The 12,563-nt window shown below is 72.8% G+C and carries 13 protein-coding genes and 1 tRNA gene; 6 read left to right on the top strand and 8 right to left on the bottom strand.

Features of this window, described 5'->3' with window-relative positions; all coding sequences use genetic code 11:
• The first annotated feature begins 3 nt into the window (after positions 1-3).
• Positions 4-522 (top strand): DUF3145 domain-containing protein, encoded by a 519-nt coding sequence (locus AES38_RS07760; protein WP_012038303.1) that lies wholly within the window; start codon positions 4-6, stop codon positions 520-522.
• A 93-nt stretch (positions 523-615) separates the two neighbouring features.
• Here the strand turns inward: AES38_RS07760 and AES38_RS07765 are convergent, their stop codons facing one another.
• The 6 genes from AES38_RS07765 to aceE form a co-directional block, all read right to left on the bottom strand.
• A complete protein-coding gene (locus tag AES38_RS07765) occupies positions 616-1,857 on the bottom strand; it encodes a beta-ketoacyl-[acyl-carrier-protein] synthase family protein (RefSeq protein WP_053774486.1) in 1,242 nt (413 codons plus the stop codon).
• 82 nt (positions 1,858-1,939) lie between these two features.
• Positions 1,940-2,188 (bottom strand): acyl carrier protein, encoded by a 249-nt coding sequence (locus AES38_RS07770; RefSeq protein ID WP_012038305.1) that lies wholly within the window; start codon positions 2,186-2,188, stop codon positions 1,940-1,942.
• 53 nt (positions 2,189-2,241) lie between these two features.
• On the bottom strand, positions 2,242-3,255 hold the full coding sequence (locus tag AES38_RS07775; protein ID WP_053774487.1) for a beta-ketoacyl-ACP synthase III: 1,014 nt from the start codon (positions 3,253-3,255) through the stop codon (positions 2,242-2,244).
• Between the two features lie 29 nt (positions 3,256-3,284).
• On the bottom strand, positions 3,285-4,205 hold the full coding sequence (locus AES38_RS07780) for an ACP S-malonyltransferase (protein WP_053774488.1): 921 nt from the start codon (positions 4,203-4,205) through the stop codon (positions 3,285-3,287).
• Between the two features lie 94 nt (positions 4,206-4,299).
• Positions 4,300-5,574: a PucR family transcriptional regulator gene (locus tag AES38_RS07785; RefSeq protein ID WP_053774489.1), complete on the bottom strand. Its 1,275-nt coding sequence runs from the start codon at positions 5,572-5,574 to the stop codon at positions 4,300-4,302.
• Positions 5,575-5,590: 16 nt separating this feature from the next.
• Complete coding sequence (gene aceE / locus AES38_RS07790) at positions 5,591-8,317, bottom strand: pyruvate dehydrogenase (acetyl-transferring), homodimeric type (protein WP_053774490.1); 2,727 nt, start codon at positions 8,315-8,317, stop codon at positions 5,591-5,593.
• A 240-nt stretch (positions 8,318-8,557) separates the two neighbouring features.
• Between aceE and AES38_RS07795 the strand changes: the two genes are divergently transcribed.
• Positions 8,558-9,031 carry a peroxiredoxin gene (locus AES38_RS07795; protein WP_043669182.1) on the top strand — a complete coding sequence of 158 codons (474 nt, stop codon included), beginning with the start codon at positions 8,558-8,560 and terminating at the stop codon, positions 9,029-9,031.
• An 18-nt stretch (positions 9,032-9,049) separates the two neighbouring features.
• Here AES38_RS07795 and AES38_RS07800 read toward each other — a convergent pair whose 3' ends face one another.
• Positions 9,050-9,739, bottom strand: a complete 690-nt coding sequence (locus tag AES38_RS07800; protein ID WP_053774491.1) for a DUF1345 domain-containing protein — start codon at positions 9,737-9,739, stop codon at positions 9,050-9,052.
• Between the two features lie 92 nt (positions 9,740-9,831).
• Between AES38_RS07800 and AES38_RS07805 the strand changes: the two genes are divergently transcribed.
• Positions 9,832-9,904 (top strand) — tRNA-Val (locus tag AES38_RS07805).
• 42 nt (positions 9,905-9,946) lie between these two features.
• On the opposite strand, the gene AES38_RS07810 is transcribed toward AES38_RS07805, so the two are convergent.
• Positions 9,947-10,558, bottom strand: a complete 612-nt coding sequence (locus AES38_RS07810) for a TetR/AcrR family transcriptional regulator C-terminal domain-containing protein (RefSeq protein WP_053774492.1) — start codon at positions 10,556-10,558, stop codon at positions 9,947-9,949.
• Positions 10,559-10,628: 70 nt separating this feature from the next.
• On the opposite strand from AES38_RS07810, the gene AES38_RS07815 reads away from it, so the two are divergent.
• From AES38_RS07815 to AES38_RS07825, 3 genes are read left to right on the top strand one after another with little or no spacing between them, the layout of a single operon-like run.
• On the top strand, positions 10,629-11,264 hold the full coding sequence (locus tag AES38_RS07815; protein WP_053774493.1) for a biotin transporter BioY: 636 nt from the start codon (positions 10,629-10,631) through the stop codon (positions 11,262-11,264).
• Positions 11,261-11,944: an energy-coupling factor ABC transporter ATP-binding protein gene (locus AES38_RS07820; protein ID WP_053775728.1), complete on the top strand. Its 684-nt coding sequence runs from the start codon at positions 11,261-11,263 to the stop codon at positions 11,942-11,944. The genes AES38_RS07815 and AES38_RS07820 overlap by 4 nt, the downstream gene beginning before the upstream one ends.
• On the top strand, positions 11,941-12,549 hold the full coding sequence (locus AES38_RS07825) for a CbiQ family ECF transporter T component (RefSeq protein WP_053774494.1): 609 nt from the start codon (positions 11,941-11,943) through the stop codon (positions 12,547-12,549). The genes AES38_RS07820 and AES38_RS07825 overlap by 4 nt, the downstream gene beginning before the upstream one ends.
• Positions 12,550-12,563: the final 14 nt, after the last annotated feature.

Here is a 12,563-nt window from a genome sequence, read left to right on the forward strand (position 1 = left end):
CCCATGGAAGCACCCGTCGCCAACTCAAGACCGGCTCGAGGAGTGCTCTACGTGCACTCCTCTCCTCGCGCGCTCTGCCCCCATGTCGAATGGGCAGCGGGTCGCGCCCTCGGTCACGCCGTGAACTTCACGTGGGACCCGCAGCCCGTCCTGAAGGGCGCCATGCGCGCGGAGTACTACTGGGAGGGGCCGGAGGGATCCGGTGCCGCCATCGCCAGCGGCCTGCGCGGCTGGGAGCACCTCCGCTACGAGGTCACCGAGGACGCCGGCCCGGGACGTGACGGCGGCCGGTGGATGCACACGCCCGACCTCGGCGTGTTCTTCGCCCAGACCGACACGGCCGGGAACACGGTCATCCCCGAGGACCGCATCCGCTACGCCCTCGACGTCGCGGGATCCAACACGCTGGAGCTGCACCGCGAGCTGCGGCTCGCCATGGGCCAGGCGTGGGACGACGAGCTCGAGGCGTTCCGCCACGCGAGCGACTTCAGCCCCGTCGTCTGGCTGCACAAGGTCGGCTGACCCGAGCGCTCCGGCGCGCGCCTCCTCCTCCCGCGGCGTGCACGACGAGGGGCCCCGACCATCCGGTCGGGGCCCCTCGTCGTGCGCCTGCCGCTAGACGCTGCGGAACGCGATGACCGCGTTGTGCCCGCCGAACCCGAACGAGTTGCTGATCGCCAGCAGGTCGCCGTCGCCGAGCGGGCGGGGCGACGTGACGACGTCGAGCGGGATGTCCGGGTCCTGCTCCGTGAGGTTGATCGTCGGGGGAGCGGTGCGCTCCGCCAGCGCCTTCACGGTGAAGACGGCCTCGATCGCGCCCGCACCACCGAGCAGGTGGCCGGTCGACGCCTTCGTGGCGCTCACGGGGATGCCGTGGACCGCGTCGCCGAACACGCGCTCGAGCGCCTTGTACTCGGCGATGTCGCCGACCGGGGTGCTCGTCGCGTGGACGTTGATGTGCGAGACGTCGGACCGCGAGTAGCCCGCGCCCTCGATGCTCTGGATCATGGCGCGCGCGGCGGCCGTGCCCTCGGGGTCCGGGGCGGTGATGTGGAACGCGTCGCTGGTGACCGCACCGCCGACGAGCTCGGCGTAGATGCGGGCGCCGCGGGCCTTCGCGTGCTCCTCGGTCTCGAGGACCAGGGCCGCGCCGCCCTCGCCGAGGACGAAGCCGTCGCGCGAGATGTCGTAGGGGCGCGAGGCGCGCTGCGGGTCGTCGTTGCGCTTGGACAGCGCCTGCATCGCCGCGAAGGAGGCGATGGGGAGCGGGTGGATGGACGCCTCGGATCCGCCGGCGACGATGATGTCGGCGCGGCCGGCCTGCAGGTGCTCGTAGGCGCTCGCGATGGACTCGGTGCTGGAGGCGCACGCGGAGACGACGGTCTGGATGCCGGCGCGGGCGCCGAGGTCCATGCCCACCGCGGCCGCGGGACCGTTCGGCATGAGCATGGGCACGGTCATGGGGAGGACGCGACGCGGGCCCTTCTCGCGCAGGGTATCCCATGCGTCGAGGAGCGTCCAGACGCCGCCGATGCCGGTCGCCCAGTCGACGGCGAAGCGCAGCGGGTCCACCTCGGGGGAGCCCGCGTCGGCCCACGCCTCACGGGCGGCCGTCAGCGCGAACTGGCTGGACGGGTCGAGGCGCTTGGTCTCGATGCGCTGCATGACCTCGGAGGACGGCACCTTGGCCTGCCCGGCGAAGGTGACGGGGATCTCCCACTTCGCCACCCACTCCTGCTCGAGGGTGCTGATGCCCGACTCGCCGCGGAGGAGCGCCTGCCAGGTGTCCTCGGCCGTGCCACCGAGGGGCGACGTGGCGCCGATGCCGGTGACGACGATCTTCTTGGGGGTGGTCATGCGTGGCGTCTCCTCGACGTCAGGGGGAACGGGAAGGGGAGACGGCCGGCCCCGGTTGCGGGACCGGCCGTCGTCCGCGCGATCAGGACTGCGCGTTGGTGATGAAGGTGACGGCGTCGCCGACGGTCTTGAGGTTCTTGACCTCCTCGTCGGGGATCTTCACGTCGAACTTCTCCTCGGCGTTGACGACGATCGTCATCATCGAGATCGAGTCGATGTCCAGGTCGTCGGTGAACGACTTGTCCATCTCGACGGTGTCGGTGGCGATCCCGGTCTCGTCGTTGACGAGCTCGGCCAGGCCGGCCAGGACTTCTTCGGTGGACAGTGCCATGTGTATCTCCTCGTGGTTCGTGATGACCGGAACAGCTTATGGGGCGGTGGGGCTCAGGGCAGGACGACGACCTGCGCGCCGAAGACGAGTCCGGCGCCGAATCCGATCTGCAGGGCGAGGCCGCCGGACAGCGACGGGTCCTCCTCGAGCAGGCGGTGGGTGGCGAGCGGGATGGACGCGGCGGAGGTGTTGCCCGTGGTCGCGATGTCCCGTGCGATGGCCACCGTATCGGGCAGGCCGAGCTGCTTGGCGAACTCGTCCACGATGCGCATGTTCGCCTGGTGGGGGATGAAGGCGGCGAGCTGGTCGGGTGCGACGCCCGCGCGGTCGAGCGCCTCCTTGGCGACCTTGACCATCTCCCAGACCGCCCAGCGGAAGACCTTCTGGCCGTCCTGGCGGAGCGTGGGCCAGGCGGATCCGTCGCGCATGCTCTTGAGCGTGCCGGTCATGCCGACCGCGTCCCAGTTGGATCCGTCGGAGCCCCAGACCGTGGGAGAGATGCCGGGCGTCTCGCTCGGGCCGACGATCGCGGCGCCGGCGCCGTCGCCGAGCAGGAACGAGATCGAGCGGTCCGTCGGGTCGACGATGTCGGACAGCTTCTCGGCCCCCACCACGAGGACGTACTCGGCGAGGCCCGAGCGGATGAAGGAGTCGGCCTGCGCGATGCCGTACGTGTACCCGGCGCACGCGGCCGAGATGTCGTAGGCGGGCGCGGGGTTCGCGCCGATGCGGTCGGCGAGGAGCGCGGCCATCGACGGCGTCTGCACGGTGTTGCTCACCGTGGAGACGAGGACGATGCCGATCTGCTCGGGGCGGATGCCGGCCTTCGCGATGGCCTCGAGAGACGCGGTGGTCGCGAGGTCGACCGCGTCGACGTCGGCGCCCGCGCGCTTGCGCGTGATGATGCCGGTGCGCTGGCGGATCCACTCGTCGGACGAGTCGATGGGGCCGACCAGGTCGTCGTTCGGCACGTCGAGCTCGCCGCGGGCGGCGCCGAGGCCCCAGATGCGGGTGAAGCGCTCGACCACGGGCGCGGTCTGGATGGTGGGGCGGGGCTGGTCGGTCATGTGTGCCTGTTCGGTGTCGGTGAGGCGGATCAGGCGTGCGCGTCGAGCATGTCGATGGCCGCCGGGAGGTCGTCGGGCGTGGAGAGCGCGAGCGTGGGCAGCCCCTTAAGGCCGCGCTTGGCGAGGCCCGTGAGCGCGCCGGCCGGGGCGACCTCGATGAGGCCCGTGACGCCGGCGGCGTCGAACGCCTCCATGCAGAGGTCCCAGCGGACCGGGCTCGCGACCTGGCCCACGACGAGGTCGAGGAACGCGGCGCCGGACTCGACGCGGCTGCCGTCGCGGTTGGTCCAGATGGGGAAGCGCGGGTCGCGGGGCGCGAGCGGCGCGACGGCCTCCCGCAGCGCGTCCACGGCGGGCGCCATGTGGTGCGTGTGGAACGCGCCGGCGACCTGGAGCGGGATGACGCGCGTGCCGCGGAGGGGCTCTGCCTGGAGCGCGGCGAGGGCGTCCGGGTCGCCGGCGACGACGATCTGGCCGCCGCCGTTGTAGTTGGCGGGCTCGAGCCCGAGCTCGGCCAGGCGCGCGAGGACGGCGTCCTGGTCGCCGCCGACGACGGCGCTCATGCCCGTGCGGGTGATCGCGGCGGCCTCGGCCATGGCGTCCCCGCGGGTGCGCACCACGGACATGGCCTCGGCGTCCGTGAGGATGCCCGCGCCGGCCGCCGCGGTGATCTCGCCCACCGAGTGGCCCGCGATGCCGGCGACGTAGGCGTCGCGGCCGTCGGCGAGCAGCGCGTGGAGGGCCATGATGCCCGCTGCCACGATGAGCGGCTGGGCGACGGCGGTGTCCCGGATCGTGTCCGCGTCCGACGTGGTGCCGTGCGTGACGAGGTCGAGCCCGGCGGCGTCGCCGAGCTCGCCCAGCAGCCGCGCGTGCTCGGGGTGCTCGAGCCAGGGGGAGAGGAAGCCGGGCTTCTGGGAGCCCTGACCCGGGCAGACGACGATGATCATCCGTCCATCCTCCCGCCCCGGGCAGGGCACGTCGGAGTCGACGTCCTACAGAGGATCAGCCGCGACATTGTGTCGGCGCCACACCGGGCGGCGCTCACCGGGCGGCCTGGCGCTTCGGCCGCGCGCGGCCCGATCCCTGCTGCTTGGGGACGGTGGTCCCCGCCTCCGCGATGCTGCCGATGATGAGCGCCGCCTGCAGGATGAGGGCCTCGCGCGCGCCCGTCGCATCCCAGCCGATGACGTCCGAGACGCGCTTGAGGCGGTAGCGGACGGTGTTCGGGTGCACGAAGAGCTCGCGGGCCGTGGCCTCGAGCGAGCGTCCCGTGTCGAGGTAGCACCAGAGCGTCGCGAGGAGCTCCGTCGAGTGCGCCTGCAGGGGCTTGTAGATCCGGTTGATGAGGGTGGAGCGCGCGAGCGGGTCGCCGGCCAGGGCGCGCTCGGGCAACAGGTCGTCGGCGAGCGTCGGCCGCGGGGCGTTCCGCCACGAGCGCGCGACCGCGAAGCCCGCGAGGGCGGCGCGGGCGCTGCGGGACGCCTCCACGAGGCTCGCCACCTCGTGCCCGAGCACCAGGTGGCCGGATCCGAAGCCGGGCTCCAGCTGGGTGGCGATCTCGAGGAAGGAGACGGGGGCCGTCTCGGGGGCGCCGGCGTCGGGATCCACGACCGCCGGCGATGCGCGCCCGATGACGAGGACCAGCCGGCTGCCCTGGACCCCGATGAGCACGTCCGCGTCCAGGTGTCGTGCCGTGCGCCGCAGCTGGTCGACGTCGAGGACCGCGGGCGCGGTGCCGACGAGCACGGACACCTCGCCGTGGCCGTGCCAGCCGAGCGCGGCGATCCGCGACGGCAGCTCGTCGTCGTACTCGCCCGAGAGGATGCTATCGACGACGAGCGCCTCCAGACGCGCGTCCCACAGGCCGCGCGCCTCGGCCGCGCGCGCGTAGACGTCGGCTGCGGCGAAGGCGATCTCCCGCGAGTACAGGAGGATCGCGTCGCGGACCGTGCGGTGCCGGTCGCGGACCCGGTCCTCGACGACCTCGACCGTGACCCGGATGAGCTGCAGCGTCTGCTGCAGGCTCACCGAGCGGAGCAGCTCGCGCGGTGCCGCGCCGAACACGTCCGCGGCGATCCACGGAGTGGAGTCCGGGTCGTCGTACCAGTGGATGAAGGACGTGATGCCGGCCTGCGCCACGAGACCGACGGCGGACCGCCGCCCCGGCGGCATCTCGCCGTACCAGGGCAGCGTGTCCTCCAGCCGCTTGAGCGTCGCGCTCGCGAGCTCGCCCGACAGGGACCGGAGCCACGTCAGCGTCTCCGCCTTCGTCTCCCCGGTCTCCACGTCGGTGTCGTGCCGGTCGCTCGGGGTCACGTCAGGTCGGCGCAGCTCACGCCTCGCCGCCGGCCGACCCGGTGGTGCCGGCGTTCACGTCGAGCAGGCGGTACTTGTCGATCGCCCACTTCGGCGCGTCCTGGTCGACCTTGCCCTGCTTCGCGAGGCGCTGGAGCGTCTTCACGACCATCGACGGACCGTCGATGGCGAAGAAGCGGCGGGCGGCCGGACGCGTGTCCGAGAAGCCGAAGCCGTCGGCGCCGAGCGTCGAGTAGTCGCCGGGGACGAACTGGCGGATCTGGTCGGGCACCGCGTGCGAGAAGTCGGTGACCGCGACGAACGGGCCCTCGGCGCCGCGCAGCTTCTCCTCCAGGTACGGGACCCGGGTCTCGGCGTGCGGGTGCAGGAGGTTGTGCTCCTCCGCAGCGAGGCCGTCGCGCCGCAGCTCGCCCCACGAGGTGACGGACCACACGTCGGCGGACACGCCCCAGTCGTCGGCGAGGAGCTGCTGCGCCTCGAGCGCCCACGGCACGGCGACGCCGGAGGCCATCAGCTGCGCCTTGGGGCCGTCGACCCAGCCGTCCTTGAGCTTGTGGACGCCGCGGACGATCCCGTCCACGTCCACGCCCTCGGGCTCGGCCGGGTGGATGATCGGCTCGTTGTACACCGTGAGGTAGTACATGACGTTCGGGTCCTCGTGCTCGCCGCCGTACATCCGCTCGAGGCCGGAGCGCACGATGTGCCCGATCTCGTAGGCGTACGCCGGGTCGTAGGCGACGACCGCGGGGTTCGTCGCCGACAGGACGAGCGAGTGGCCGTCCGCGTGCTGGAGGCCCTCGCCCGTGAGCGTGGTGCGCCCGGCGGTGGCGCCGATGAGGAAGCCGCGCGCCATCTGGTCGCCCGCCGCCCAGATCGCGTCGCCCGTGCGCTGGAACCCGAACATCGAGTAGAAGACGTAGATCGGGATGAGCGGCTCGCCCTGCGTCGAGTACGTGGTGCCGAGGTTGGTGAACGCCGCGAGGGCGCCCGCCTCGTTGATGCCCACGTGCACGATCTGGCCCTGCGGGCTCTCCTTGTAGGACAGCAGCAGCTCGCGGTCGACCGACGTGTAGTGCTGGCCGTTCGGGTTGTAGATCTTCGCCGTCGGGAAGAAGGCGTCGATGCCGAAGGTGCGGGCCTCGTCCGGGATGATCGGGACGACGCGGTTGCCGAAGTCCTTCGCGCGGATCAGGTCCTTCAGCAGCCGGACGAACGCCATGGTCGTGGCGATCTCCTGCGTGCCGGAGCCCTTCTTCGAGATGCGGTACGCCGAGTCGTCGGGCAGCGAGATGGCCGTGTGGTTCGTGCGGCGCTCGGGGGAGTACCCGCCGAGGGCGCGGCGACGCTCCTGCATGTACCGGATCGCCTCGTCGTCCTGGCCGGGGTGGTAGTACGGCGGCAGGTACGGGTCCTCCTCGAGCTGGGCGTCCGTGATCGGCACGCGCATCTCGTCGCGGAACTGCTTGAGGTTGTCGAGCGTGAGCTTCTTCATCTGGTGGGTCGCGTTGCGGCCCTCGAAGCTCGGTCCGAGGCCGTAGCCCTTCACCGTCTTGGCGAGGATCACCGTGGGCTGGCCCGTGTGCTCGCTCGCCGCCTTGAACGCCGCGTAGACCTTGCGGTAGTCGTGTCCGCCGCGCTTGAGGTTCCAGATCTGGTCGTCCGAGTAGCCCTCGACGAGCTTCGCGGTGCGCTCGTCGCGCCCGAAGAAGTTCTCGCGGATGTAGGCGCCGCTCTCGGCCTTGAAGGTCTGGTAGTCGCCGTCGGGCGTGCGGTTCATGAGGTCGAGCAGGGCGCCCTCGGTGTCGCGGGCGAGCAGGTCGTCCCACTCGCGGCCCCAGACGACCTTGATGACGTTCCAGCCGGCGCCGCGGAAGAAGCTCTCGAGCTCCTGGATGATCTTGCCGTTGCCGCGGACCGGGCCGTCGAGCCGCTGCAGGTTGCAGTTGATGACGAAGTTGAGGTTGTCGAGCTTCTCGTTCGCCGCCACCTGGAGCTGCCCGCGGCTCTCGACCTCGTCCATCTCGCCGTCGCCCAGGAACGCCCAGACCTGCTGGTCGGACGCGTCCTTGATGCCGCGGTTGGTGAGGTACTTGTTGGCCTGCGCCTGGTAGATCGCGTTGATCGGGCCGAGGCCCATCGACACCGTCGGGAACTGCCAGAACTCCGGCATGAGGCGGGGGTGCGGGTACGAGGAGAGGCCGCCGCCCTCGTGGCTCTTCTCCTGGCGGAAGCCGTCGAGCTGGTGCTCGCTCAGGCGTCCCTCGAGGAAGGCGCGGGCGTAGGTGCCGGGGGAGGCGTGGCCCTGGACGAAGACCTGGTCGCCGCCGCCGGGGTGGTCCTGGCCGCGGAAGAAGTGGTTGTAGCCGACCTCGTAGAGGGCGGCCGAGGAGGCGTACGTGGCGATGTGCCCGCCGACCGCGATGCCGGGACGCTGGGCCCGGTGCACCGTGACGGCCGCGTTCCAGCGGATCCACGCGCGGTAGCGGCGCTCGAGGTCCTCGTCACCCGGGAAGTCGGGCTCGTTCTCCGGCGCGATGGTGTTGATGTAGTCCGTGGTGGGGACCATCGGCACGCCGAGGTGCAGCTCCTTCGAGCGCTTGAGGAGGCTGAGCATGACGTCGCGCGCGCGACCCCGGCCCTGCGTCTCGACGAGCCCGTCGAGCGACTCGTTCCATTCGGCGGTCTCTTCCGGATCCTGGTCGGTGTGGTTCACCGAGTACGGATCCTGGTCGTTGACAGTCACCCTCGACCTCTTCCTGTGGTGTGCAGACATCGTCTTCGGTGCCACGGGGCTCGAAGGGTGCGAGACCGCGCGTACGCCGAGGGCCAGCCTACCCATGCCGACCGACGGCGGCGGACGACCGGTCGGCGCGCCCGTCCGGCGGCCTCGCGCCCCCGCCGCTGGACATCGCGGGGGCCCGGCGTAGGATCGATCCTCGTGCCAGACAGGGGACATCTGCCGGCACGGAAGGAACCGCACCCCATGGCCCTGGCCAACGACACACAGGCTCCCGACTTCGAGCTCGCCAACCAGTACGGCGAGCGGGTCCGGTTGAGCGAGTACCGCGGCCACCGCGCGGTCGCCCTCGTCTTCTTCCCCCTCGCCTTCTCCGGCACCTGCACGGGGGAGATGTGCCAGCTCGAGGAGAACCTCGGCATGTTCGCCGACAGCCGCGTGGAGCTCATCGGCATCAGCGTCGACAGCAAGCACACGCTGCGCGCGTGGGCCCAGCAGCAGGGCATCGACTTCCAGCTCCTGGCCGACTTCTGGCCCCACGGCCAGGTCGCCAAGGAGTACGGCGTGTTCCTGGAGGAGAAGGGCTTCGCGAACCGCGCGACCTTCCTCATCGACACCCGCGGCATCATCCGCCGCAGCTTCATCACCGCGCCCGGCGAGGCCCGTGAGCTCGAGGCGTACCGCTCGGCGATCCGCGACCTGGCGCTCGTCCCGGCGTGATCGGGCTCCCGTCGCGCCTCAGCTGAGGATGTTGACGGCGCGGGCGATGACCAGGGCGAGGATCACGAACCCCGCGAACGCCTGCAGGGCCATGAGGCCCTTGGCGCGATGCGAGAGCGGCATGACGTCGGTGGGGCTGTAGGCCATCGAGTTCGTCAGCGAGAAGTACGCGTAGTCGACGAACCCGGGGACCCAGTCCGCGTGCTCGGACGAGCGCCGGGCGACCTCGGACACGGCGCCGGCGTCCTCGTCCTGGGGGAAGCGGAAGTCGGCGGGGGCGAGCGCGGCCCGGGCGTGGGAGCGGCGCGCCACCGGGCCACCCCGGTCCATCTCCCAGTAGACGAGCGCGAAGGCCAGGACGTTCGTCGTCCAGACCTGGAGCGCCGTGAGCAGCAGCTCGGGACCCGCCTCCGAGGCGTCGACGAGGGCGACCACCAGCACCACGAGGCTCACCTGGTTCGCGACCAGCAGCAGGCCGCCGAGCGCGAGCCCGAGACCTCGCGACCACGCCGTCTCGCGGGCCAGGCGCCGCGGGTTGAGGGCGACCAGGGGCACGAGCAGGGCGACGGCGATCAGCACCACGGCGATCCGAACCGCGGTCGGCACCGCGGTCGGCGCGATCCCGTAGAGGACGACGGCCACGAGGACGCCGACGCCGGCGGGCCAGCGGGGCTCCGCGACCGTGCGGCGCGAGGGGTGGATGGGCACGGGGGAGAGGGTACGGCGATCTCCCGACCCGGGGCCGTGGCGCGCCGACGGCGTCGGCTAGCATGGCGGGGCGCCGGATCCCCGGCCGTCAGGGGCCTTTAGCTCAGTTGGTAGAGCGCCACGTTTACACCGTGGATGTCGTCGGTTCGAGCCCGGCAGGGCCCACCGTCCCCCGTGGCCGCGACCCCTCCCGCGGTCGTCCGCCGCCTACCCGTCCGTCCGCAGGTCGGCGAGACCTCGCACGAGCAGGTCCACCCCGAAGCGGAAGCCGTCGGCGGACTCGCGTCGGGTGCGCGCCGAGGGCTCCGGGTGCACGAGCCCGAGCCGCGCCAGCTGGTCCCGCTGCTGCTCGTGGGCCACGTGGCCGAGCACGAAGTGCAGGATCGCCGCAGCCGCGCGCGCGGTGTCCGCCTCGCCGGCTCCGCTCGCGGCCACGGCGTCAGCCAGCGCCTGACGGGCCGTCGAGGAGCCGAGGCCGAGGACCGTCGTGCTCGCGACGACCTCCGCGCCGTCGCGGTGGGCGAGGAGCGCCGCGCGCAACGCGGCGGCCCGGTCGCGCACGCGCTCGTCCCACGGTCGCTCGCCGGCCGGTCGACGCGGTCGGTGCTCCTCCGCCTCGGCGACGATCCGGTCCGCGACCTCCGCGAGCAGGCCCTGCTTGTCCGGGAAGTGCCAGTAGAGCGCGCTCGGCTGCACCTCGAGCACGGCGGCCAGGCGCCGCATCGTGAGGTCGGGGAGGCCGTGCTCGTCGAGGATCCGCAGGGCGGCCCGGGCCACGTCGTCGCGCGTGTGCCCCCTGCCGCCGCGCGCCTCCGCCATGCCGCCACTATAGTGAACGGCGTTCAGGTGAACGCCGTTCAGGAGATCGACCCCGATCCGGAGGAAGCGCATGACCACGTCCCCGACCGCCCCGCCGGAGCGCGCGTCCCGCGTGGACGCCACCGACCTGGCCCGCGTGGCCGTCCTGGCCGCGGTGATCGCCGTGCTCGGGCTGCCGGGCGGCATCAGCGTCCTCGGCGGCGTGCCCATCACGGCGCAGACCCTGGGCGTGATGCTCGCCGGGGCGATCCTCGGTCCGTGGCTGGGCGCCCTCTGCATCCTGGTGCTGCTGGCGCTCGTCGCCGTCGGCCTGCCTCTCCTCTCCGGCGGCACGGGCGGGATCGGCGTCTTCGCCGGGCCGACCGCGGGCTACCTCGTCGGCTGGGTGCTCGGCGCCCTCGTCGTCGGCGCGCTGGTCCACCTCGGCGGGCGGAAGCCCGCCCTCGTCCGCACCGCCGTCGCCATGGTGACCGGCGGCATCCTCGCGATCTACGCCGTCGGGATCCCCGTGCAGAGCGCCGTCACGCGCCTCCCGCTCCTCGAGACCGTCTACACGAGCCTCGTCTTCGTCCCGGGCGACCTGGTCAAGGCCGCCATCGCCACGGGCATCGTGATGACACTCGTGCGCGGCTACCCGCGCGCCTTCCGCCGTCGGGCCGGGTGGACCCCCGCCGTCCCGCGGGCGTCCGCCACGACGACCGCGTGACCGCCGCCCTCCGCCTCGACGGCGTCGGCGTGCGCCTCGGCGACGTCGACGTCCTCGCCGACGTCTCGCTCGACCTCGACGCCCGCACCGTCGCCGTGATCGGCGAGAACGGATCGGGCAAGAGCACGTTCGCGCGGCTGGTCGGCGGGCTCGTGCCGCGCTCGTCCGGCGAGGTCCGCGTGCTGGGCCTGGATCCCGCGCGCGACGCCCGGGAGCTGCGGCGCCGGGTCGCGCTGGTCTTCAGCAACCCGGACGCGCAGATCGTCATGCCCACGGTGCGCGAGGACGTCGCGTTCTCGCTGCGGTCGGAACGGCTCGCGCGCGACGAGTCCGCCGCCCGGGTCGCGGACGCGCTCGCCCGCTTCGGGCTGGCCGACCTGGCCGGCCGGCCGTCGCACGACCTGTCCGGCGGCCAGAAGCAGCTGCTGGCGCTCGCGGGCGCATTCGTCCGCCAGCCGGAGCTCGTGATCGCCGACGAGCCCACCGCGTACCTCGACGCGCGCAACGCCCGGCGCGTGGCCGACCACCTCTTCGAGGAGGGCCACCGCCTCGTGCTGGTGACCCACGACCTCGACGTCGCCCGCCGCTGCGACGCGGCCGTGCTGTTCGCGGGCGGCCGCCTGACCCGCGTCGGGACGCCCGTCGAGGTCGTCGCCGCGTACGAGGCGCTGCTCGGATGACGGCGGCCGGGCGCGCCCCGGGACGTCTCGCCCGCATGCGCACGGGGCCGAAGGCGCTCCTCCTGGCCGCCGCCGTGCTCGGGGTCTCGCTCCTCCCGTCGACCTGGGCGGGCGCGGGCATCGCGGCGACGGTGGCCGTGGTCGCCTACGCCGCCGCGGGCCTCGGCGACGGCGCCCTGGGGCTCCGCGCCCTGGCGTCGCAGCTGCGGGCCGTGCGGCTCCTCCTCCTGTTCACGCTCGCCTGCCAGGCGCTGCTGCTCGGTCCCGAGCCGGCGGTCGCCAACACCGCCCGCGTGGCGACGGCCGTCGCCATCCCCGGGCTCCTCGTGCTCACGACCTCGACCACCGCGCTCCTCGACGCCGTCGAGCGCGGCCTCCGTCCGCTGGGACGGCTGGGGGTCGACACCGAGCGGATCGCGCTCCTCCTGACCGTCACGGTGTCGACGGTGCCCGTCCTCGCCCGGCTGGCCGGGGACGTCCGGGACGCCCAGCGCGCCCGAGGCGGACGCGACGGGCTGCGCACCTTCGTCGTCCCCTTCCTCGTGGTCGCGCTCAAGCACGCGGACGACCTCGGCGATGCCCTGACGGCGCGCGGCGTCCGCTGACACGCCGCCGGACG

Source organism: Clavibacter capsici (genome assembly GCF_001280205.1).
GTDB classification, from domain to species: Bacteria; Actinomycetota; Actinomycetes; order Actinomycetales; family Microbacteriaceae; genus Clavibacter; species Clavibacter capsici.

What these genes read in the sequence shown, in the direction of transcription:
- AES38_RS07760 (WP_012038303.1), top strand. Translation starts at nt 4, where the DNA reads ATGGAAGCACCCGTCGCCAACTCAAGACCGGCTCGAGGAGTGCTCTAC.
- AES38_RS07765 (WP_053774486.1), bottom strand. Translation starts at nt 1,857, where the DNA reads ATGACCACCCCCAAGAAGATCGTCGTCACCGGCATCGGCGCCACGTCG.
- AES38_RS07770 (WP_012038305.1), bottom strand. Translation starts at nt 2,188, where the DNA reads ATGGCACTGTCCACCGAAGAAGTCCTGGCCGGCCTGGCCGAGCTCGTC.
- AES38_RS07775 (WP_053774487.1), bottom strand. Translation starts at nt 3,255, where the DNA reads ATGACCGACCAGCCCCGCCCCACCATCCAGACCGCGCCCGTGGTCGAG.
- AES38_RS07780 (WP_053774488.1), bottom strand. Translation starts at nt 4,205, where the DNA reads ATGATCATCGTCGTCTGCCCGGGTCAGGGCTCCCAGAAGCCCGGCTTC.
- AES38_RS07795 (WP_043669182.1), top strand. Translation starts at nt 8,558, where the DNA reads ATGGCCCTGGCCAACGACACACAGGCTCCCGACTTCGAGCTCGCCAAC.
- AES38_RS07810 (WP_053774492.1), bottom strand. Translation starts at nt 10,558, where the DNA reads ATGGCGGAGGCGCGCGGCGGCAGGGGGCACACGCGCGACGACGTGGCC.
- AES38_RS07815 (WP_053774493.1), top strand. Translation starts at nt 10,629, where the DNA reads ATGACCACGTCCCCGACCGCCCCGCCGGAGCGCGCGTCCCGCGTGGAC.
- AES38_RS07825 (WP_053774494.1), top strand. Translation starts at nt 11,941, where the DNA reads ATGACGGCGGCCGGGCGCGCCCCGGGACGTCTCGCCCGCATGCGCACG.